Raw genomic sequence first — 19,900 nt, 5'->3', positions numbered from 1 at the left:
ATAAGCAGTTGCTCCTTGCCCGTGCGCGGGCTGTGTCCACTTATTTCGCACCCTCCATGCTGTATCTCTCCACGCGCGGCCATGCCGAACAAAAACGTTTTTGCGACATTTTGCTCGAGGGCCTGGCGCCCGATGGCGGTCTGTACATGCCGGTGCAGTACCCGCAGATTGACGATGCCAAGCTGACGGCGCTGCGCGAGACGCTCAAGAGCAAGGGCTATGCCGCGCTGGCGTTCGAGATCCTGTCGCTGTACATCGACGACATCCCCGCCGAGGACCTGCGCGCGCTGTGCAACAAGACCTACACCGAGGCGGTGTTCGGCACGGCGGCGATTGTTCCAGTGCGCCAGCTCGAAGGCCCGCTGATGATCGAGGCGCTCTCCAATGGTCCCACCTTGGCCTTCAAGGACATGGCGATGCAGCTGCTGGGCAACCTGTTCGAGTACGAACTGGCGCGCCGCGGCGAAGAGCTCAATATTCTGGGTGCCACCAGCGGCGACACCGGCAGCGCGGCCGAATACGCGATGCGCGGCAAAAAGGGTGTGCGTGTGTTCATGACCAGCCCGCACGGCCGTATGAGCCCCTTCCAGCAGGCGCAGATGTTCAGCCTGCAAGACGAGAACATCCACAACATCGCCATCGAAGGCGTGTTTGACGACTGCCAGGACATCGTCAAGGCGGTCAGCAATGACCACGCCTTCAAGGCGCAGTACAAGATCGGCACCGTCAACTCCATCAACTGGGCCCGTCTGCTGGCCCAGGTGGTCTACTACTTTGCCGGCTACCTGCAGGCCACCAGCCAGAACAGCGAGAAGGTGAGCTTCACGGTGCCCAGCGGCAACTTCGGCAATGTCTGCGCCGGCCATGTGGCGCGCCAGATGGGCCTGCCGATTGCCAAGCTGGTGGTGGCAACCAACGAAAACGATGTGCTGGACGAATTCTTCCGCACCGGTGTCTATCAGGTGCGCGGCGCTGCCCACACCTTCGAGACCTCGAGCCCCTCGATGGACATCTCCAAGGCCAGCAACTTCGAGCGCTTTGTGTTCGACCTGGTCGGCCGCGATGGCGCCCGCCTGCAACAGCTGTTTGCGCAAGGCGTGGCCCAAGAGGGCCGCTTTGACCTGCAGGCTGATCCGGCCTTCCAGGATGCGGCCGGCCGCTACGGCTTTGTCAGCGGCAAGAGCACGCATGCCGACCGCCTGGCCACGATCCAGGACACCTTCCTGCGCCTGGGCCAGATGATCGACACCCATACCGCCGATGGCGTGAAGGTGGCACGCGAGCACCTGGGTGCCGAGCCGATGATCGTGCTGGAGACGGCCTTGCCGATCAAGTTTGCCGCCACCATTGAAGAGGCGCTGGGCCGCACACCCGAGCGCCCGGCCAAGTTTGACGGCATCGAAGACCTGCCCAAGCGTGTGGTGGTGATGCCCGCCGATGTGGACCAGGTCAAGACCTATATCAAGGACCACTGCCGCTGAGCCGGCTAAGCTGCCGCTACCGCCGCGTGTCTGGGTGCCTTGGCGGGCCGTGGAATCATCAAGGAGGCGGGTATGCAGGTCGTGTGTTTTGCAGGCTATTCGGGCAGTGGCAAGACGACCTTGATCGAGCAGGTCATCCCCGTGCTGATCGCGCGCGGCCAGCAGGTGTCGGTCATCAAGCATACCCATCACCGCTTTGACATCGACACCCCTGGCAAGGACACCTGGCGCCACCGCCAGGCCGGCGCCTTTGAGGTGCTGGCTGCCTCCGACCAGCGCGTGGTGCTGATGCGCGAGCTGCCAAAGACGCAGGAGCCCGATGTGCATGCGCTGATCGCCCAGCTCGACAGCCGGGTGGACTGGGTGCTGGTGGAGGGCTTCAAGGACTGCGACCTGCCCAAGCTGGAGGTGCTGGCCAATGCGCCAGAGGCCAACGGCAAGGCACCGCTTTATCCGCAGGATGCGGCCGTGCAGGCCGTGGTGCTGTCACCCGCCCGCCAGCTGCTGCCCGCCACCGCCCTGCCGCAGCTGCCCCGCGATGCACCCGCTGCCGTGGCGCAGTGGCTGCTGGTGCACAGCGCCCGCTTTGCCTATACCCCGCCTTGTGTATTTGCAACCGATACCGCCGGGTGAGCGGGCCGTTGCGATGGTCGGCCCGATTGCAGGCGGCCGATAACCGAAGGAATGATTGAGATGAACAGCCAGCCCCGTCCCCCCCTGAAATCCCTCGATGCCGCCCTGGCCGAGCTGCTGGCCCATGCCCAGCCGCTGGCGGGCCATGAGCTGCTGGACACCTTTGATGCTGACGGCCGCGTGCTGGCGCAGGACCTGGTCGCTGCCTTGCAGGTGCCGCCTTTCGACAACAGCGCGATGGACGGTTATGCGCTGCGCGCGGCCGACCTGAGCGGGCCCGCACTGGCCCTGCCGGTTAGCCAGCGCATTCCAGCGGGCAGCATCGGCGAGCCGCTAGCTGCCGGCACCGCCGCCCGCATCTTTACCGGGGCAGCGGTGCCTGCGGGCGCCGATGCGGTGGTGATGCAGGAAGAATGCACCGTGCTGGACGATGGCCGGGTGCAGATCAACACGGCCGTCCAAGCCGGGCAGAACATCCGCAAAAGCGGCGAAGACATGCAGTTGGGCAGCACGGTGTTGGCGGCCGGCACGCGCCTGGGCCCGGCCGAGCTGGGCCTGGCTGCCAGCATGGGCTGCGCCCGCCTGCCACTGGCCCGGCGCCCGCGCGTGGCCTTGTTCTCCACCGGTGACGAGCTGGTCATGCCCGGCGACGTGGCGCCCCAGGACCTGCCCTTGGGCAGCATCTACAACAGCAACCGCTTCTTTTTGCGCGCCATGCTCCAGCGCCTGGGCTGCGAGGTACGCGACCTGGGCATCGTGCCCGACAGCTACGAGGCCACCGTCGCTGCGCTGCAGACCGCCGCGCAGCACAGCGACCTGGTACTGACGAGTGGTGGTGTGTCGGTGGGTGAGGAAGACCACGTCAAGGCGGCCGTGCAGGCCTTGGGCAGGCTTGACCTGTGGGCGATTGCCGTCAAGCCGGGCAAGCCCTTTGCCTATGGGCGCGTGGGCCAGGCCCATTTCATCGGCCTGCCAGGCAATCCGGTGTCCAGCTTTGTGACCTTTGCGCTTTTGGTGCGGCCTTTTCTCCTGCGGCTGCAAGGCGTGCAGGCGCTGGCGCCGCAGGCGATCGATATGCGTGCCGATTTTGACTGGCCGCGAGCCGACAAGCGCCGCGAATTCTTGCGCGTGCGCGTCAATGCGCAAGGCGGGCTGGACCGTTTTGCCAATCAGGGCTCGGGCGTGCTGACCTCGGCCGTCTGGGCCGATGGCCTGGTCGACAACCCGCCCGGCCAGACCATTGCGCAGGGCGATACCGTGCGCTTTGTGCCCTTTGCCCAGCTGCTGGGCTGAGGAGGGCGAGGAGATGACGATGAAGACTTTGCAACTGCGCTATTTTGCAAGTATCCGCGAGGCCATTGGTAGCGGCAGCGAGGCCTTTGCCACCGAGGCCGGCACCGTCGCAGAGCTGCGCGAGGCCCTGCTCGCGCGCGGCGAGCCCTATGCCAGCTGCCTGGCGCGGGGGCGCGCGGTGCGCACCGCCGTCAACCAGGTGCTCAGCGACGACAGCGCGGTGCTGGAGGCGGGGGCCGAGGTGGCGTTTTTTCCGCCGGTGACTGGCGGTTAGGAATCCTTAAGCAGCGCCATCTTCTGCGGGGTTGGGCAGCAGTAGCTCGGGCGCTTTCCATTCCAGCAGTTCGGCCAGGCGCAGCACCACCCAGCGCGCTTCCTCCGCGCTGACGCCCGCGTCTGGCGCCTGCAGGCCGCTGTAGATGGTCTGCAGGATGGCGCTCTCGGAGGGCGCACTTTGGTGGTAGAGGATCTGCGCCTGCTCGACCAGCATCTGCGCCAGGTCTTCGCACAGCTCATAGCGCTGGGCGATGTCAGCGAGCGGCTGGCGCAGGCGCTGGTTGCGGCCCTGGAACAGGGCGATGAAGGAATCAGGGACAAAGATTTGGCTGCCGTCTTGCATGGGTATCCATCAGGTGAGGTGCGCGTTCAGGGCGCAAAGCGCTTTTCAAAGCGGGCCACATCTTCTTCCAACTCAAAGGTCACGACCTGGCCCATTTTCCGGTCGCTCTCGCGGCAGGCGGCATAAACGCTGGTCTTGCCGACCAGGCCCATCGCCGGGATGTCGATGATCGCGTAAGGGTAGGGCACGAACACGTGGTGCTCAAACACAATGCGGTGCTGGTTGCGCGGATTGGGGTAGAGCAGGAAGCCGTGGGCATTCAGGGTCTGACTGGGCATGGAAAGCATCCAAAGAGAAAACAGGTCCTGCAAGCGTGCGGGCAGCCGGTGGAGCGTGGGCATTCCAGCAGCCCAAAGCTTGCAGAGGGCCACCAGTGTGCCGCAATCGCGAAGCTGGGGTGGCCTGCCATGGTTTGTGGCAGGGCCCGGTGGGCATGCTAGGCTTCGGCCTTGATGCTTTTTTCGCCGAGATACCGCCATGCTGCACACCCATATCGCCGTCCAGACCGCTGACTTTGATGTGAGCGAGGAGCTGCGCCTGCTGCGCGCCGCCGATGGCCGCATCGGCGCGGTCTGCAGCTTTGTCGGCACGGTGCGCGACCGCAATGCGGGCAGCGAGGTGGCGACGATGGAGCTGGAGCACTACCCGGGCATGACGGAAAAATCGATCGCCCAGATGGTTGAGGCCGCCAGCCAGCGTTTTGACATTTTTGGCGCCCGCATCATCCACCGCGTGGGGCTGCTCGCGCCTGGCGACCAGATTGTGCTGGTCGCCGTCTCCTCGGCGCACCGGGGCGAGAGCTTCCAGGCCTGCGAGTTCTTGATGGACTACCTCAAGACCGAAGCGCCATTCTGGAAGAAAGAAGACACGCCCCAAGGCGCGCGCTGGGTCGATGCCCGCGTCAGCGACGAAGCGGCGATGGCGCGCTGGGGCCTGCCCCAGCACCAGAGCTAAAAAACGGGCCCCATTGCAGCGGCATTGACCGGGCGCAAGCTTTCTCAGCCCTATAGCTGCTGCAATGGGTGCGGGGAGCGTGGCCGCCTCGCTGCGATGTCCGCAGGGCGTAGGAGGCGGCGCACAGCACTTGGCGACGTGGGCCGACAGAAGCTATATGTGCGGCGAGGTTCTTGAAAATACGGCGTCCAGCGCAAAATATTCCCCAGTAACAATTGTTGAGTGGGGAACATTCATGCGAATCGACAAACTGACAACCAAATTTCAAGAAGCGCTGGCCGACGCCCAATCGTTGGCCCTGGGCAATGACAACGCCTATATCGACCCGGTCCATGTGCTGGCAGCCATGCTGCGCCAGCCCGATGGCCCCAAATCGCTGCTGGCGCGCGCAGGCGCCAATGCCACGGCGATGAGCACGGCGGCAGAACACGCGATCAAGCGCCTGCCGCAGGTGCAAGGCCAGGACCAGGTGACGGTGGGGCCCGATCTGCAGCGCATGCTGCAGGCCACCGAGAAGGAAGCCATCAAGCGCGGCGACCAGTTCTATGCCAGCGAGCTGTTCTTGCTCGCCCTCACCGATGACAAAGGTGAGGCCGGCCGTATCGTCAAAGAGGGTGGCCTCAGCCGCAAGGCGCTGGAGGCGGCGATTGACGCCGTGCGCGGCGGCCAATCCATGGACAGCGCTGACGGCGAAAGCCAGCGCGAAGCCTTGAAGAAATACACGCTGGACCTGACCGAGCGCGCCAAGCTGGGCAAGCTCGACCCGGTCATTGGCCGCGATGACGAGATCCGCCGCACCATCCAGGTGCTGCAGCGCCGCAGCAAGAACAACCCTGTGCTGATCGGTGAGCCTGGCGTGGGCAAGACAGCCATCGTCGAAGGCCTGGCCCAGCGTATCGTCGCAGGCGAAGTGCCCGACACCTTGCGCGACAAGAAAGTGCTGGTGCTGGATATGGCCGGCCTGCTCGCTGGTGCCAAGTACCGGGGAGACTTTGAAGAGCGCCTCAAATCCGTGCTCAAGGAAGTGGCGCAGGAAGAGGGCCGGGTGATCCTCTTCATTGACGAAATCCACACCATGGTCGGCGCTGGCAAGGCCGATGGCGCGATGGATGCGGGCAATATGCTCAAGCCCGCGCTGTCGCGCGGCGAGCTGCACTGCATTGGCGCGACCACCTTGGACGAGTACCGCAAGTACATCGAAAAGGATGCGGCGCTGGAGCGGCGCTTCCAGAAGGTGCTGGTCAACGAGCCCTCGGTGGAAGACACCATTGCGATCCTGCGCGGCCTGCAGGAAAAGTACGAAGCCCACCATGGCGTGGACATCACCGACCCGGCGATTGTGGCTGCGGCCGAGCTGTCGGCGCGCTATATCACCGACCGCTTCCTGCCTGACAAGGCCATCGACCTGATCGACGAGGCGGCTGCCAAGATCAAGATTGAGATCGACTCTAAGCCCGAGGTGATGGACAAGCTTGAGCGCCGCATGATCCAGCTCAAGATCGAGCGCGAGGCGATGAAGAAGGAAAAGGACGAGGCCTCGCAAAAGCGCCTGTCGCTGATCGAAGAGGACCTGTCCAAGATCGAGCGTGAATACGCCGACATGGAAGAGATCTGGAAGGCCGAGAAGGCCGACGCGATGGGCTCGGAGCAGCTGCGCAAGGAGCTCGACCAGGTGCGCTTCCAGATCCAGGAAGCCACGCGCAGCGGTGACTTCAACAAGGTCGCCGAGTTGCAGTACGGCAAGCTGCCCGCCCTGGAGAAGCAGCTGGCCGAAGTGCAGGCCGACGAGAAAAGCGAAGGGGCCAAGGACAAGGGCCACAAACTGCTGCGCACGCAAGTGGGCGCCGAAGAGATTGCCGAGGTGGTCAGCCGCGCCACGGGCATTCCGGTCTCCAAGATGATGCAGGGCGAGCGTGACAAGCTCTTGCGCATGGAAGACAAGCTCCACGAGCGTGTGGTCGGCCAGGATGAGGCGATCTCTGCTGTGTCCAACGCCATCCGCCGCTCGCGCTCGGGCCTGTCCGATCCGAACCGGCCCACCGGCTCCTTCCTGTTCCTGGGCCCCACGGGCGTGGGCAAGACCGAGCTGTGCAAGGCGCTGGCGGGCTTTTTGTTTGACAGCGAAGACCACCTGATCCGCATCGACATGAGCGAGTTCATGGAGAAGCACTCGGTCTCGCGCCTCATTGGTGCGCCTCCAGGCTACGTGGGCTATGACGAGGGTGGCTACCTGACCGAGGCCGTGCGCCGCAAGCCCTACAGCGTGATCTTGCTCGACGAGGTGGAAAAGGCCCACCCCGATGTGTTCAACATCCTGCTGCAGGTGCTCGACGACGGTCGCCTGACCGATGGCCAGGGGCGCACGGTGGACTTCAAGAACACTGTGATCGTGATGACCAGCAATATCGGCTCGCAACTGATCCAGGCGATGGTCGGCGAATCGTATGAGGATGTAAAAGACGCGGTCTGGGGGGAACTGAAAAACCATTTTCGGCCCGAGTTCCTCAACCGCATCGATGAAACCGTGGTGTTCCACGCTCTGGATGCCCAGCACATCGAGTCGATTGCACGCATTCAGCTGCACCAGCTCGAAAATCGCTTGGCGAAGATGGACCTGCACCTGCAGGTGTCCGATGCGGCCATGGCCGAGTTGGCCAAGGTGGGCTTTGATCCGGTGTTTGGTGCGCGGCCGCTCAAGCGGGCGATCCAGCAGCGCATCGAGAACCCGCTGTCGCGCTTGCTGCTTGAAGGTGTCTACCCGCCCAAGAGCCGTATCCCGGTGACAGTGGATCCGGTGCAGGCACCGGGCGAGTTCCATTTTGGCAAGGCCGAGGTGCAGTAGTACCCTTGGCGGTGGGCCATGCATAACCATGCATGACCCACCATCTTTACGCTGCGATATGCTTGTTGACAGTGCAAGGGGCTTGAAAAAGCCTGCCATCGGCATAACATGGGTAACAAGCGCTGTCATACAGCGATGAAAGGAAGTGCGTTGAACGAGTTGTTGGCAACTGTGGTGAGCTGGACTTTGCGAATTGCGATGGTGCTGGCTGGTCTGGTGTTTTTTGTCAGCCTGATGGTGGTGGCCGCAATCGCTGCCATGCTCTGGGCTGTGCGCCTGCTCTGGGCCAAAGTTACCGGCAAACCTGTGGCGCCTTTTGCGTTCAAGATGAACCCCGCGTCGGGCTGGACCACGGTCTACCGCAGCACGGCGCGCTGGTCTGCCAACAAGGGCGCACGCGCTGCTGAATCGGCCGCCAGCCCCTCGGGCATGCGTGCTTCCGTGATCGATGTGACGGACGTGGAGCCTCGTGAAATCCGTTCACAACACTGACTGACCTGATGCAGGCTGCGGCCTGCCTTGTGTACAAAGCCCGGTTGTGCCTGATGCAGACCGGGTTTTTTTATGGGGCCATGCTATGGATGTGAGCGAGTTGCACAGCCGTTTTGAGGCCATGCGCGCGGCCAGCCGCGCGCAGGCCGATACGCCGCTGCTGCTGCGGCGCGAGCGCTTGCTGCGGCTGCAAAAGCTGCTGCAGGACAACGAGGCGCGGCTGTGCGCCAGCGTGCAGGCCGATTTTGGCCAGCGCTCGGCGCGGGTGACGACCTTGACGGAATTGCTGCCGCTGCACAGCCAGCTGCGCCAGGCGCTGGGCGCTCTGCGGCGCTGGGCAGCGCCCCGGCCTGAGGCCACGCCCTGGCATTTGTGGCCTGCGCGCGCCTGGGTGCAGGCGATGCCGCTGGGCGTCATCGGGGTGATCGCTCCCTGGAACTATCCCCTGCTGCTGTCCTTGGGGCCGCTGGTCAGCGCGCTGGCTGCGGGCAACCGCGTGATCATCAAACCCAGCGAGTACACCCCGCAGACTATGGCGCTGCTCGCCCAGCTGCTGCCCAGCTATTTCGCAGATGACGAGGTGGCGCTGCTGGCGGGAGACGCCGGCGCTTCGGCCGAGCTCGCGGCTTTGCCGCTGGACCACCTGCTGTTCACCGGCTCGGCCGCCACTGGCCGCAAGGTGGCGCTGGCCGCTGCCAACCAGCTGGTGCCCACCACCTTGGAGCTGGGCGGCAAATCGCCCTGCCTGCTGGAGCAAAGCTGCGATATCCAGGACGCGGCCAGCAAGATTGCCCATGCCAAGCTGCTCAATGCGGGCCAGACCTGCATTGCGCCCGACTATGTGCTGCTGCCACGCAGCAGCGCTGCCGCCTTTGTCGAGGCCTATACCCAGGCCGTGCAACGCATGTACCCACAGCTGCAGGGCAACCCCGATTACACCTCGGTCATCCATGCCGCCCATGCCAGCCGGCTGCTGGGCATGCTGGCCCAGGCCGAGCAGGCCGGCGCCCAGGTGATTCGGCTGCAAGGCGGCGGCGCGGAGGTCTCCCAAAGCCGTATCGGTGATGGCATCAGCCGCCAGCTGGTGCCGGCGCTGGTGCTGGGCGTGGGCGCGCAGATGCAGCTGATGCAAGAGGAAATCTTTGGCCCGGTGCTGCCGGTGCTGCAGTACGACGACCGCGAGGAGGCGATTGCGGCCATCAACCACGGCGAGATACCGCTGGCGCTGTACTGGTTTGGCCAGGACCGCCGCCAGGGCCGCGATGTGGCGCAGCGCGTGCGGGCTGCTGGCATGTGCATGAATGACTGCCTGCTGCAGTTTGCCCATGGGGCCCTGCCGTTTGGTGGCTGGGGCAAGAGCGGATGGGGCGCACTGCATGGCTACCATGGATTCATGCGCTTTTCTCATGCCAAGCCTGTGCTGCGTCAAGGCAGCTGGTCGGGTGCGGCCTGGCTCTATCCGCCTTATGGCCGGCGCTTTGATGGGCTGATGCGGTGGTTGGCTCGCAGCTTCATGCGCTAAGACCTTGATTTATAAGCAGGGGTGTACTTCGGGTAAACGCCTAGCGCAAATGCAGTCATTTGCAAACCCCTGCACAAATTGACCTACAAGCCTATTGTGGGGCTACCCAAATGATGTCAGGAGTGAGACAATGGCGGGCTTTCGCGCACCATACTCTCTAGCGCGCTGTTCACGCGCTGACTCTTCCATATGCCCTTAAAAAAGCCTTCAGCAGTGCCTTGTTGCCTGCTGATGCTGCGTGAGCCATGGTGTGTTGCAGGTGGGTGGATGTTGAGCCTCAGGGTGCTCCATCCCCACTTGACACCCGGCCGGGCGTGATGGTCGCAGTGTACGACGAGATATACGTGCTTTTTGGTTAATTCATTGATTTTTGTTTTCGGTTATCCATGTCTGAAACTATCCAGGTTCGTCCCGCAACTCTCCGTGATGCCAAAGCCATTGCCCAAATCCATGCCGCCGCTTCGGTGGAGAGCTATCGCGGTGTTTTGCCCGATGACCAACTGAAGTCCATCTCTTCCGTCGAAAAGCGCCAGGCTTACTGGCGCGAAGCCATCGAATACTGTGAGCCGCAGGTGCAAGTGGCCGTTGAAAACGACAAGATCGTCGGTTTCATCGGTTTTGACCGCTCGCGCGATGCCAAGACCCGCCCCACGACCGGTGAGATCTGGGCGATCTATGCTGCGCCTACCCACTGGGACCAGGGCGTAGGCGTGGCGCTGTGGGATGCCGCGCGTGATGGCCTGTCCGAAGAAGGCTGCACCTCGGTGACCGCCTGGGTGCCGCTGCGCAATGAGCGCGCACTGCGTTTCCACGAGTCTGCCGGTTTCAAGCGCGAGATGTCGACCGCCAAGACGGCGACGGTGGGTGCCATCAAGATCGAAGAAGTGCGCATGCAGCGCTCCTTGATGAACCGCTGATCCTTGCTGGCCGGGCATGCACCGGCCCTGCGTTGGCAGGGCGGGGCAGCCTTGGTCTCAAGAGGCCGTCTTGGACGGCCTCTTTGTTTTTTCCCCCTTGGCAGCTGGCGCCTCGCCGCTCTGCCCCAGAAAGCATTTGTATGACCACTGCCCAGCCAGAGAGTTTTCCCACCATCCACTGGGAGGAAGGCGGCGAGCCCCGCAGCGCCCGCTGGCGCTGCGAGCGCGGCACTGGGCCTACTGCCCGTGTGGTGCTGGGCGATGACACCATGCCCGCCGATGTGGCCTACCGTCTGGCCTGCGAGGGCTCGGCGCTCTTGTGGCGCGGTGACTTTCAAAATGCCCGCATGCTGCTGCAGTCGCTGGCCCGCCGTCTGGACAAGACCGGCGAGCGCAAGGCCAAGAAAAAGCCTGCCGCAGCCAGTGCCACCGGCATGCCCACCCCCCAAGTGGCTTTGCCCTTCCACCAGCAGCGCCACCTGCAGGCGCAGCGCGCCCGTGTGCTATCGATGGTGCTGATCGAGCTGGACCCGCAGTATGCAATCAGCCTGCGTCGCGCGCCGCAGGTGCAGGCCGCTTGTGTGGATGCCTGGGGCGAGCCCGTAGGCGACCTGCCCCAGGTCGTGTCCCTGCGCGAGCTGCAGGCCCTGGTGGGCGCGCATGAGTGGCGCAAAAAAGGCGTGGAAATTCCCGCGCTGGCCAAGCTTGCGCCCAAGGCCTATGACCGCATCCACCCGCACTACGGCGTGTTCTCGCCAGTGCGCGGCGAGTATGTCGACCTGATTGCCCAGGCACCGTTGCCCACCGCGCTGGCCAAGCAGTCGTTGGCCTATGACATCGGCACCGGTACCGGCGTGATCGCAGCGGTGCTGGCGCGCCGCGGCATCCAGAAGGTGCTGGCCACCGATACCGACCCGCGTGCCCTGGCCTGTGCCAAGGAGAACCTGCAGCGCCTGGGCGTGGACCAGCGCGTGGAGCTGGCGCAGACCGATCTGTTCCCGGAGGGCAAGGCCGCGCTGGTGGTCTGCAACCCGCCCTGGGTGCCGGCCAAGCCCAGCGCGCCCGTGGAGCGCGCCGTGTATGACGAAGGCAGCCGCATGCTGCGCGGCTTTCTGGCCGGGGTGCCCGCCCACCTGGTGCCCGGTGGCGAGGCCTGGCTGATCCTGTCCGACTTTGCCGAGCACCTGGGACTGCGCAGCCGCGAGGAGCTGCTCAGCTGGATCGCCGAGGCCGGCTTGCAGGTGGTGGGCAAGAACCAGATCCGCCCGCGCCACGCCAAGGCCCAGGATGCGGCCAACCCGCTGCACCAGGCCCGCGCGGCCGAGATGACCACGCTGTGGCGCCTGCAGGTGGCCTGGTGATCGGCCCGATGGTCTGAACGGGGCCCACATGCGCTTGTTGCTCGCGCCCATGGAGGGCTTGCTCGATTTTGTGCTGCGCGATGTGCTCACCAGCATTGGCGGCGCCGACCGCTGCGTCTCGGAGTTCATCCGCATCACCGGCAGCTTGCTGCCCGACAAGGTCTACCTGCGCACCATGCCGGAGTTGCGCAACGGTAGCTGCACGGCAGCTGGCACCCCGGTGCGCGCCCAGCTGCTGGGCAGTGATGCCGCCAGCATGGCGGCCAATGCGGTGCAGCTGGCGGCGCTGTCGCCCGAGGGGATCGATTTGAACTTTGGCTGCCCGGCCAAGGTGGTCAACCGCCATGGCGGCGGCGCCGCCTTGCTGCAGGACCCGGCCGCCATCCATGCGGTGGTCAGCGCGGTGCGCGGCGCGGTGCCTGCGGCCATGCCGGTGTCGGCCAAGATGCGCCTGGGCTTCAACGACCGGGCGCTGATGCTGGACTGCGCGTTGGCGATGCAGGAGGCCGGCGCCTGCGAGCTGGTCGTGCATGGCCGCACCAAGCTCGATGGCTACCGCCCGCCCGCCTACTGGGACCAGATTGCGCGCATCCGCGAGGCCGTGCGCATCCCCGTCGTGGCCAATGGTGAAATCTGGACCGTGGAGGATGCCTTGCGCTGCCAGGCCGAATCCGGCTGCCAGGACCTGATGCTCGGCCGCGGCATTGTGGCCGATCCGGGCCTGGCCTGGCGCATCCGCAAAGCGGTGGCCGAGCGCGATGGTCTGCCGCTGCCCGCCGGCATGCGCGATGTGCAATGGCCGGACCTGCTGCCCGCCTTGCTGCGCTTTTGGCAGCTGGTCTGCGAGGACCTGGAGCCACGCCAGCGCGCTGGCCGCTTGAAGCAGTGGCTCAACCTGATGCGCCGGGCCTTCCCCGAGGCCGAGGACGCCTACCAGCATGTGCGGGTGATGACCGACCAGGCAGCGATCACCGTGTGGCTGGATGACTTGCAGCGGCAGACGCTGCTGCAAGCGCCTGTTTATGGCAGCGTTTAAAGCAAAGAGTCGGGCGTAAAGGGGCTGATGATCTTGAGCATCAGCCGCAGCGGCAGACTGGCATCGGGCTCGGTGGTCTGGTCTTTCAAGCGGCTGTTCTGCGGCGCCTGCCACAGCAGCTTGCCGTCTTTGAGCACCACATGCCAAGCGGCGCTCTCCAGCCCCTTCTCGATCATGCCGGCAGCCTGCCCCGAGAGCTTGCGGCTGCGCACCAGCACGGCGATTTCGGTATTTTGCAGCTTGGAGCGCTGGTCCAGGTTCATCGACCCCACCACCAGCAACTGGCCATCGAGCACCAGCACCTTGCTGTGCAGCATCACACGCCGCCCTTCGCGAAAACTGTTCTGGCCGCTGCCCAGGCCAAAGGCGGCGCGCAGATCGCTCTCGTCGCTGACCAGCTCGTACAGCTCCACGCCATCGCGCAACAGGTTCTCGCGGTGGCGGGCGTAGCCGATATGGGCAATGGGCGCGTCGTTGGACGACAGCGAGTTGGTCAGAATGCGCACGCGCACCCCGCGCTGCACGGCATCCTTGAACGCCTGGCGCATCGATTCGCCGGGTACAAAGTAAGGCGAGACGATCAGCAAATCCTTTTTGGCATAACTTAGCAGCTGCACCAGGCCGTCCACCACCGAATCGGCACTGGGGCTGTGGCCAGGGTTGCGGGTTTCAGCCAGCGCCCGCAGCTGCGCCAGGCGCTTGTTGTCCAGCACGCCGGGCGCGGCGCTCAGCGCGTTGGTCTGGCCGTCGGAATCGACCGCCGGTATCTTGCTGGGCGCATCGGCCATCACCACCGAATGGGCCCAGACCAGCGGGACGGCCTGGAGGTCCACTGGCTGCATGTCCCAGGCGCGCTCGCGCTGCTCGTCGGAGATGGCGCCGCCCGGGCGGGGCTCGCCATCGGGCGGCGAGGGCAGCGCGCCGCCGCTGCTGGCGCTGCTGGCAGCGGGCTCGGATGCCACATTCGTCGTATCGTCATCGCCCCCTTTGCCGGGGCGGGCCTGGTAGGCCTGCTGCATATCTTCCAAGGTCTTTTTGCTGATCAGCGACTGCACCGGATAGGCGCGCTCGTTGTTCCAGTAGCTGTCAAAGCTGCTCGACAAGTCCTGCACAGCGGGTCCCATGACGAGCACATCGGTGTCCAGGAAGTTGGAGCTCTCGTCGTTGTCGAAATAGGCATCACCCAGGTTGCGCCCGCCCATGATGCCCATCACGTTGTCGGCCAAAAACAGCTTGTTGTGCATGCGCTGCTGCGCGCGCTGGAAATCGGTGGCCGCGTTCCACATGCGGCTGATCGGCGAGTCGCGGTCACCGGGCAGCGGGTTGAACATGCGCATCTCGATATTGGGCTCAAAGGCCAGGCGCATCACCTGGGCGTTGCGCCCGGTGCCATGGAAGTCGTCGAGCAGCACGCGCACGCGCACGCCCCGGCGCGCGGCATTCACGACGCTTTCGAGCAGGCGCGCGGTGCTGGCATCGGCATGGATGGCGTAGTACTGCACATCCAGCGTGTGCTTGGCGCCTTGCACCAGCGCCAGGCGTGCGCCGTAAGCGGCTTGCGCACCGGCCAGTATCTCGAAGCCCGACACCCCGGGGCCGGCCTTGCTCTCAGCCTTTTGGCGCTGCTGGCTGATCTGCACCAGCGGGCTGCTGGCCGCTGGCGGCTGGGCCGATGAGACCGGCCTGTCGACCTGGGTGGGCAGCTTGCTGGCGCAGCCGGCGAGCAGCACGGCCGCACACACCATCACCAGCCCGCGCCGCAGCTTGGGCCAGGATGTTATCTCAGGGGGGCGTAATGGAGACTGGGCAGAGGTTGGCAAAGCAGTCGGCATGGCGGCAGGTTCAATCAGTGGGCTGGCGCTATTGTGCGTGAGCGCAAGCCCTTGCGGTGGCCGCGTGGCTGCTTTGGCGGTGCTGTCGTACAGCCAGATGCTGCTCCTGCGTCGTGGCGCAGCAACGCTGCAGCAAACGGGGTGGCTGCTCAACAGGGTTTGTGCCTGGGCCGTTGCTGCAGGCCTGCCGCTAGGATTGCTGAAAACATTCGAAAATATTTTATCGATAGCCAAAGGAGGCCTGCTTATGCTGCGATCACTGCGCTTTTCCACACTGGTGCTGCTGCTGGCGGCCATGGCCATGCCGCCCGAGAACGCCTGGGCCGCGCGCAAGAAAAAGACCGAGGCCACGCAGGCGGCCAAGAAGCCGGCCAGAGTCAAGGTCAAACGCCAGCGCAGCAGTGCCGAAACCCTGGCCGAGCGCGACCGCCGGCTGCTGCGCGAATGCAAGGGGCTGCCCAATGCGGGCGCCTGCCTGGGCTACGCCAAGAGCCCCTAACACCACCCTTGATACGTCGTTACCTGGCCGGCCGCACCAAGCCTTGTCGTACGCCTGCACTGCCTGCGGCTTGGCGCCTCGTCTCAACCGCAAACCTTCGGTTTGCTGGGTCGTGTGAGAGGCTCTAATGCGCTTGAATCAGAAAGCGCCATGGCCCTGGATCCGGGCGAGCACGCGCAGGTCGGCGCCCAAGGGCTCGATCGAGCGAATATCCAAGGCGGGCGCCTGATCTAGCTTTTGCAGCGCCATGCCGGCAAACGCGGGCAGGCCCTGGCCGAGCAGCTTGGGCGCCAGGTAGAGCAGGCACTCGTCGACGAGGCCTGCCTGCAGCAGCGCGCCATTCAAGATGCCGCCCGCTTCGACATGCAGCTCGTTGACTTCCCGTTGGCCCAGGTCTTGCATCAGGGCGGCCAGGTCGATGCGGTGGGCAGGGCCTGCGGCGTGTGGAGGCGGTAGGCGCACGATGGTGGCGCCCACGGCTTGCAGCGCCGCCTGGCGCGCGCTGTCTTCGCTGTGGGTGTAGACCAGCACTTCGCGCTCTGCGGCAAAAATGCGGGCCTGCGGGGGGGTGCGCAGCTGGCTGTCCAGCACCACCAGGCGCGGTTGCCGAGGCGTCTGCACATAGCGCACATCCAGCGCCGGATCATCGGCCAGCACGGTGCCCACGCCCGTCAGGATGGCGCAGGCCCTGGCGCGCCAGTGGTGGCCATCGGCCCGGGCTGCTTCGCCGGTGATCCACTGGCTGCTGCCATCGGGCAAGGCGGTGGCGCCATCGAGCGACATGGCGGCCTTGAGCCGCACCCAGGGTTGCTTGCGCACCATGCGGCTGAAAAAGCCGATGTTGAGTTCGCGCGAAGCCTCGCCGCCGTCCTCGGGCGCGCAGACCACGACCTCCACCCCCGCTGCGCGCAGACGCGCAAAACCCATGCCCGCGACCAGCGGGTTCGGATCGGTGATGGCGCCCACCACTTTGGCAATGCCGGCGGCGGCCAGCGCATCGCAGCAAGGCCCCGTGCGGCCGTGGTGTGCACAGGGCTCCAGGGTGACATAGGCGGTCGCGCCTGCGGTGCTGTGGCCGCGAGCGGCCGCATCGCGCAAGGCCATGATTTCTGCGTGCGGCCCACCCGCGCGCTGGGTGTGGCCCTGGCCGATCACCTGGCCGTCTGCGGCGACCAGCACGCACCCTACGCGGGGATTGGGCGAGGTAATGAACAGGGCGCTGGCAGCCAGTTCCAGCGCGGTTTGCAGGTGTGGATCAGTCATGGAGCTTGGTCGCAATAGGGCTGGTACGGAGGGGCAGGGCATGGATGGTCAGGCCCGCTCGATGATTATCGGCGCAACACCGCGCCGGCTCTGCATTGGCACTGCTGTCAGCCCCAGCGCATTTAATTTTTAAATCGAAAAAAGACTTTACGCCGTCGTGTGAAGCATAAATAATCAATAACATGAATTCAATAGTTTTAATTAATTTATTGAAACATCAACGCGGGTGCCGGCACAGCGGGCTGACCGCGGTCGAGCTGATGGTAGTGGTCAGCGTGCTGGCCATTATCGCGAGCCTGGCCGTGCCCAGTGCGAGCGGGCTGCTGCAGCGCTGGCGCGTGCGGCAGTCGCTCGAGGCCATGCATTCTGCGGTATTTCTGGCGCGCTCCGAAGCCATCAAGCGCAGTGGCCTTGTGGCCTTGCAGAGGATTGCCGACAGCGGGCATTGCCGGGCACAAGCCACCAGCAGTGACTGGAGCTGCGGATGGCAGGTCTGTGTGCATGCGCTGGGCCAGCAGCAGTGCGCCGACGATGCACCGGTAGTGCAGCGCTTTGAAACGCCGCCGGGCCTGCAGGTGCAGCGCAACAGCCTGGGTGAAGGTATCCGCTTTGACCGCTGGGGCATGCCGGTGGCAGGTTTTGCCTTTGCGCTGCTCCCCGAGGGAAAAACGCTGGAGCACCCAGCCGCCAAGGGCCTTTGCACCAGCCGGGGTGGGCGTGTGCGGGTTGTCGACGGCCCCAGCTGCAGCCCCAGGAGCTAGGCGATGCGCATCTTCGTGCCCACCCACCCGCAGGCCTCCCTCTCACGTGGCATCAGCTTGCTGGAGTCACTGGTGGCCATGGTGGTGCTGGTGTTGGGCGTGTTGGCGATGCTGGCCATGCAGCTGCGCACGCTCGCCGATGTGCAGACCAGCACCCGGCGTGTGCAGGCCATTCGATTGATCGAAGACCTGGGCGAGCGCATACGCGCCAACCCCCGTGCCTGGGACCAGCTGGAGCACTATCTGAGCGATTGGCAGCATGCTGCGGCAGCGCCGCCCAGGTCCTGCAGTGCGCAGGCTTGCAGCGCCGCTGAGCTGGCGCAGCATGAATTGGCGCAATGGCGCCTGCAGGTGGCGCGCAGTTTGCCACTGGGGCAGTCCCGGATTTTTCTGGCGCCCGGCGAAGCGGTGGGCGCCAACCGGCGCCAGCTGGGCGTGATGGTCCGCTGGCGTGACAGTACGCATGCCCCCTTGGGTGCCTCCGATCCGGCGCTGTACTGGGACTTGGTCGATGCCACCCGCCGAGTGGGCGAGGGAGGGGGCGCAGATGCAGTGGAGGAACGCGGCGGCGAGGTAGTCTGCCAGGATGGCGATGGCGGTCTGCGCTACAGCTGCCACCTGCAGTACCTGGCCTTGAACGCACGCTGCACGGCAGAGCGCATGGGCAGCGCCGTGCACTACCACTGCGGAGGGACTTGATATGCTGGACCAGCGTCATTCCGCATGGGCCTTCGATCTGATCGGCACGCGGCGCCGCGCCATGGATCGCGGACAGCATGGCTTTAGCCTGGTCGAGCTGATGGTGGGCCTGGCGCTGGGCCTGCTGGTGGTGGCCGCGGCCAGCGTCGCCTTGCTGACCTCGCGCAGCCTGGCAGGCACCGTGAGCGAAGCCAGCCATCTGCAGCAGCAGGCCAGTTATGCCTTGCGCGTCATCGGCCAGCAATTGCGCCCATCGGGCAGCCTGTACCTGAACCTGCAGCTGCCCGCAGGTGCGGACCCCACGCTCAGCGCCGCGTTGACGCCAGCAGCTTTTGAGACGGCAGCCCCGGCGGTTGGCAGCGCCCGCGGCTATGCGCCGCGCGCCGATGCCTTGCGGGGCAGCGATAGCAGCCTGGCGGCCGGCTTGCGGCGCTACAAGCAGCCTGTCTTTGCCCAGGCCGGCCTGGCTGCGCAAGCGCGCAACTGCCTGGGCGGGCCTGTGGACGCCAGCCCCGATCTGCGGCTGGAATCGCGCTTTAGCCTGCGTGGTCAGGTGCTGCGCTGTGGTGGCAACGATACCGCTGCATCGCCGCAGCCCTTGGTGGACAACGTCGCGGCCTTTCGCCTGCGTTATTTGCGCATGCAGGCGGCGGGCGCGGCGCAGCCGCAGCTGCAGTACGTCAATGCGCAGCAGGCAAGCGGCGATTGGTCGCAGGTTGTTGCGGTCGAGGTCTGCCTGGTGCTATTTGGCCGCCAAGCTGGCCCACTGCCTGCCGGCAGCGGCTACACCGGTTGCGACGGTGAATGGGTGGAGCTGGCCGACCTGCCCGGCGCGCGCCAAGGGCGCATGCACCGCAGCTTTCGCAACCTGTTCCAGCTGCGCAGCCAGGGCAGCCTATGACAAGGCCCCGCCACGCTCGCTATTGCCATGGCCGTCACCGCGCCCGGGGCGCAGCCTTGCTGACGGTGCTGGTCTTTGGCATGTTGTCGATGCTGCTGGTCCTGTGGTCGGCGCGCACGGCCTGGTATGGCGAGTTGGTGGCCGGCAACGATGCCGATTACCAGCGGGCGTTCGAGGCGGCAGAGGCCTTGCTGCTTGATGCCGAACTGGATATCCGTGGCGAACGGGCCGATGGCCGGCCCTGTGCCTATGGCGGCCTGCCCCAGGGTGCCTCGGCCCAGGTGTGCCGCAGCGGCGGCACCACCCGTGTGCCGTTGGAGAACGCCGACGTGCCGGTGTTTTTGGCCCAGCTCAGCGCCCAGCCGCAGCGCTGCATCGACGCGCTCTGTGCCAAGCGGGTCGGCCGCCAGGATATCTGGAATGCGCCGGCAGCGGGCACAGCAGCCCGTCGCGCGGGCGAGCAGGACCTGTTTGCGCTGATGCGGGCCGGCACCGGCGCGCGCTATGGCCAGTACACCGGCGCGCAGCTGGGCGATGCAGACCACCCGGCCCATCCCATCCTGGCGGACAGGAGCGCGCCCGACACCGGCGGCTGGTACTGGATCGAAGTCATCCCCTATACCGACAGCAAGCCCGGGCTCATCAGCAATGCGCCGGCCCACCAGCTGGAACTTGCCGGGCTGACGCCGCATGTGGTCTACCGCATCACCGCGGCGGCCTTTGGCAGAAAGCCGGACACCCTGGTGGTGCTGGAGCAAAGCTACGCCCGCCCCCGGCGCAAAGACTGAGAGGCAG

The 19,900-nt window shown here is 65.4% G+C and carries 20 protein-coding genes; 16 read left to right on the top strand and 4 right to left on the bottom strand.

Annotated features, from left to right (window positions below; all coding sequences use genetic code 11):
* Positions 1-56: 56 nt before the first annotated feature.
* From thrC to ACPEE1_RS17955, 4 genes are all read left to right on the top strand, one after another.
* Positions 57-1,481 carry a threonine synthase gene (thrC, locus tag ACPEE1_RS17970; protein ID WP_182345142.1) on the top strand — a complete coding sequence of 475 codons (1,425 nt, stop codon included), beginning with the start codon at positions 57-59 and terminating at the stop codon, positions 1,479-1,481.
* Positions 1,482-1,553: 72 nt separating this feature from the next.
* Positions 1,554-2,114 carry a molybdopterin-guanine dinucleotide biosynthesis protein B gene (gene mobB, locus ACPEE1_RS17965; RefSeq protein ID WP_116924923.1) on the top strand — a complete coding sequence of 187 codons (561 nt, stop codon included), beginning with the start codon at positions 1,554-1,556 and terminating at the stop codon, positions 2,112-2,114.
* Positions 2,115-2,174: 60 nt separating this feature from the next.
* The gene (gene glp / locus ACPEE1_RS17960) at positions 2,175-3,407 is read left to right on the top strand and encodes a gephyrin-like molybdotransferase Glp (protein WP_116924924.1); all 1,233 of its coding nucleotides are present in this window, start codon (positions 2,175-2,177) and stop codon (positions 3,405-3,407) included.
* Between the two features lie 13 nt (positions 3,408-3,420).
* Positions 3,421-3,681 carry a MoaD/ThiS family protein gene (locus ACPEE1_RS17955; RefSeq protein WP_409935135.1) on the top strand — a complete coding sequence of 87 codons (261 nt, stop codon included), beginning with the start codon at positions 3,421-3,423 and terminating at the stop codon, positions 3,679-3,681.
* A 6-nt stretch (positions 3,682-3,687) separates the two neighbouring features.
* On the opposite strand, the gene ACPEE1_RS17950 is transcribed toward ACPEE1_RS17955, so the two are convergent.
* Positions 3,688-4,026 carry a hypothetical protein gene (locus tag ACPEE1_RS17950; RefSeq protein WP_116924786.1) on the bottom strand — a complete coding sequence of 113 codons (339 nt, stop codon included), beginning with the start codon at positions 4,024-4,026 and terminating at the stop codon, positions 3,688-3,690.
* Positions 4,027-4,052: 26 nt separating this feature from the next.
* Entirely contained in the window at positions 4,053-4,304 is a 252-nt protein-coding gene (locus ACPEE1_RS17945; protein ID WP_423934228.1) for a hypothetical protein, read from the bottom strand.
* A gap of 199 nt (positions 4,305-4,503) precedes the next feature.
* On the opposite strand from ACPEE1_RS17945, the gene moaE reads away from it, so the two are divergent.
* The 7 genes from moaE to ACPEE1_RS17910 all read left to right on the top strand — a co-directional run bounded on the left by moaE (position 4,504) and on the right by ACPEE1_RS17910 (position 13,150).
* On the top strand, positions 4,504-4,980 hold the full coding sequence (gene moaE / locus ACPEE1_RS17940) for a molybdopterin synthase catalytic subunit MoaE (protein WP_116924788.1): 477 nt from the start codon (positions 4,504-4,506) through the stop codon (positions 4,978-4,980).
* 235 nt (positions 4,981-5,215) lie between these two features.
* Positions 5,216-7,822, top strand: a complete 2,607-nt coding sequence (gene clpB, locus ACPEE1_RS17935) for an ATP-dependent chaperone ClpB (protein ID WP_116924789.1) — start codon at positions 5,216-5,218, stop codon at positions 7,820-7,822.
* Positions 7,823-7,972: 150 nt separating this feature from the next.
* Positions 7,973-8,314 carry a hypothetical protein gene (locus ACPEE1_RS17930; RefSeq protein ID WP_182345145.1) on the top strand — a complete coding sequence of 114 codons (342 nt, stop codon included), beginning with the start codon at positions 7,973-7,975 and terminating at the stop codon, positions 8,312-8,314.
* Between the two features lie 46 nt (positions 8,315-8,360).
* Complete coding sequence (locus tag ACPEE1_RS17925) at positions 8,361-9,836, top strand: aldehyde dehydrogenase family protein (protein WP_260719002.1); 1,476 nt, start codon at positions 8,361-8,363, stop codon at positions 9,834-9,836.
* A 386-nt stretch (positions 9,837-10,222) separates the two neighbouring features.
* Positions 10,223-10,753 carry a GNAT family N-acetyltransferase gene (locus ACPEE1_RS17920; RefSeq protein WP_021025922.1) on the top strand — a complete coding sequence of 177 codons (531 nt, stop codon included), beginning with the start codon at positions 10,223-10,225 and terminating at the stop codon, positions 10,751-10,753.
* 140 nt (positions 10,754-10,893) lie between these two features.
* The gene (locus ACPEE1_RS17915; RefSeq protein ID WP_423934221.1) at positions 10,894-12,114 is read left to right on the top strand and encodes a methyltransferase; all 1,221 of its coding nucleotides are present in this window, start codon (positions 10,894-10,896) and stop codon (positions 12,112-12,114) included.
* Between the two features lie 28 nt (positions 12,115-12,142).
* On the top strand, positions 12,143-13,150 hold the full coding sequence (locus ACPEE1_RS17910; RefSeq protein ID WP_423934218.1) for a tRNA dihydrouridine synthase: 1,008 nt from the start codon (positions 12,143-12,145) through the stop codon (positions 13,148-13,150).
* Here ACPEE1_RS17910 and ACPEE1_RS17905 read toward each other — a convergent pair.
* Positions 13,147-14,982, bottom strand: a complete 1,836-nt coding sequence (locus ACPEE1_RS17905) for a phospholipase D family protein (RefSeq protein WP_423934216.1) — start codon at positions 14,980-14,982, stop codon at positions 13,147-13,149. The genes ACPEE1_RS17910 and ACPEE1_RS17905 overlap by 4 nt on opposite strands.
* Positions 14,983-15,229: 247 nt before the next feature.
* Between ACPEE1_RS17905 and ACPEE1_RS17900 the strand changes: the two genes are divergently transcribed.
* The gene (locus tag ACPEE1_RS17900; RefSeq protein ID WP_182345150.1) at positions 15,230-15,481 is read left to right on the top strand and encodes a hypothetical protein; all 252 of its coding nucleotides are present in this window, start codon (positions 15,230-15,232) and stop codon (positions 15,479-15,481) included.
* A 138-nt stretch (positions 15,482-15,619) separates the two neighbouring features.
* On the opposite strand, the gene ribD is transcribed toward ACPEE1_RS17900, so the two are convergent.
* Positions 15,620-16,744 carry a bifunctional diaminohydroxyphosphoribosylaminopyrimidine deaminase/5-amino-6-(5-phosphoribosylamino)uracil reductase RibD gene (gene ribD / locus ACPEE1_RS17895; RefSeq protein ID WP_182345151.1) on the bottom strand — a complete coding sequence of 375 codons (1,125 nt, stop codon included), beginning with the start codon at positions 16,742-16,744 and terminating at the stop codon, positions 15,620-15,622.
* 182 nt (positions 16,745-16,926) lie between these two features.
* Here ribD and ACPEE1_RS17890 point away from each other — a divergent pair, with 182 nt between their 5' ends.
* Genes ACPEE1_RS17890 through ACPEE1_RS17875 form a run of 4 tightly spaced genes read left to right on the top strand, consistent with a single transcriptional unit; the run spans position 16,927 to position 19,893 of the window.
* On the top strand, positions 16,927-17,505 hold the full coding sequence (locus ACPEE1_RS17890) for a GspH/FimT family pseudopilin (RefSeq protein WP_269780262.1): 579 nt from the start codon (positions 16,927-16,929) through the stop codon (positions 17,503-17,505).
* Between the two features lie 3 nt (positions 17,506-17,508).
* On the top strand, positions 17,509-18,204 hold the full coding sequence (gene pilV, locus ACPEE1_RS17885; RefSeq protein ID WP_232539549.1) for a type IV pilus modification protein PilV: 696 nt from the start codon (positions 17,509-17,511) through the stop codon (positions 18,202-18,204).
* A gap of 1 nt (position 18,205) precedes the next feature.
* Positions 18,206-19,105 carry a PilW family protein gene (locus tag ACPEE1_RS17880; protein WP_260719008.1) on the top strand — a complete coding sequence of 300 codons (900 nt, stop codon included), beginning with the start codon at positions 18,206-18,208 and terminating at the stop codon, positions 19,103-19,105.
* Complete coding sequence (locus tag ACPEE1_RS17875) at positions 19,102-19,893, top strand: pilus assembly PilX family protein (RefSeq protein ID WP_243419246.1); 792 nt, start codon at positions 19,102-19,104, stop codon at positions 19,891-19,893. Before ACPEE1_RS17880 ends, ACPEE1_RS17875 begins: the two co-directional genes overlap by 4 nt.
* Positions 19,894-19,900 lie beyond the last annotated feature (7 nt).

Origin of the sequence: Comamonas sp. 23 (assembly GCF_049601575.1) — a bacterium.
GTDB classification, from domain to species: Bacteria; Pseudomonadota; Gammaproteobacteria; order Burkholderiales; family Burkholderiaceae_C; genus Comamonas; species Comamonas squillarum.
The sequence above is the reverse complement of the archived record's forward strand: the minus strand, read 5'-3'. Positions and strand labels throughout refer to the sequence as shown.

Coding starts and splice junctions, on each gene's coding strand:
- ACPEE1_RS17880 (WP_260719008.1), top strand. CDS start 18,206: ATGCTGGACCAGCGTCATTCCGCATGGGCCTTCGATCTGATCGGCACG.
- ACPEE1_RS17955 (WP_409935135.1), top strand. CDS start 3,421: ATGACGATGAAGACTTTGCAACTGCGCTATTTTGCAAGTATCCGCGAG.
- ACPEE1_RS17920 (WP_021025922.1), top strand. CDS start 10,223: ATGTCTGAAACTATCCAGGTTCGTCCCGCAACTCTCCGTGATGCCAAA.
- ACPEE1_RS17950 (WP_116924786.1), bottom strand. CDS start 4,026: ATGCAAGACGGCAGCCAAATCTTTGTCCCTGATTCCTTCATCGCCCTG.
- clpB (WP_116924789.1), top strand. CDS start 5,216: ATGCGAATCGACAAACTGACAACCAAATTTCAAGAAGCGCTGGCCGAC.
- ACPEE1_RS17945 (WP_423934228.1), bottom strand. CDS start 4,304: ATGCCCAGTCAGACCCTGAATGCCCACGGCTTCCTGCTCTACCCCAAT.
- ACPEE1_RS17910 (WP_423934218.1), top strand. CDS start 12,143: ATGCGCTTGTTGCTCGCGCCCATGGAGGGCTTGCTCGATTTTGTGCTG.
- ACPEE1_RS17915 (WP_423934221.1), top strand. CDS start 10,894: ATGACCACTGCCCAGCCAGAGAGTTTTCCCACCATCCACTGGGAGGAA.
- ACPEE1_RS17900 (WP_182345150.1), top strand. CDS start 15,230: ATGCTGCGATCACTGCGCTTTTCCACACTGGTGCTGCTGCTGGCGGCC.
- ACPEE1_RS17890 (WP_269780262.1), top strand. CDS start 16,927: ATGAATTCAATAGTTTTAATTAATTTATTGAAACATCAACGCGGGTGC.
- moaE (WP_116924788.1), top strand. CDS start 4,504: ATGCTGCACACCCATATCGCCGTCCAGACCGCTGACTTTGATGTGAGC.
- thrC (WP_182345142.1), top strand. CDS start 57: ATGCTGTATCTCTCCACGCGCGGCCATGCCGAACAAAAACGTTTTTGC.
- mobB (WP_116924923.1), top strand. CDS start 1,554: ATGCAGGTCGTGTGTTTTGCAGGCTATTCGGGCAGTGGCAAGACGACC.
- ACPEE1_RS17875 (WP_243419246.1), top strand. CDS start 19,102: ATGACAAGGCCCCGCCACGCTCGCTATTGCCATGGCCGTCACCGCGCC.
- pilV (WP_232539549.1), top strand. CDS start 17,509: ATGCGCATCTTCGTGCCCACCCACCCGCAGGCCTCCCTCTCACGTGGC.
- ACPEE1_RS17905 (WP_423934216.1), bottom strand. CDS start 14,982: ATGCCGACTGCTTTGCCAACCTCTGCCCAGTCTCCATTACGCCCCCCT.
- ribD (WP_182345151.1), bottom strand. CDS start 16,744: ATGACTGATCCACACCTGCAAACCGCGCTGGAACTGGCTGCCAGCGCC.
- glp (WP_116924924.1), top strand. CDS start 2,175: ATGAACAGCCAGCCCCGTCCCCCCCTGAAATCCCTCGATGCCGCCCTG.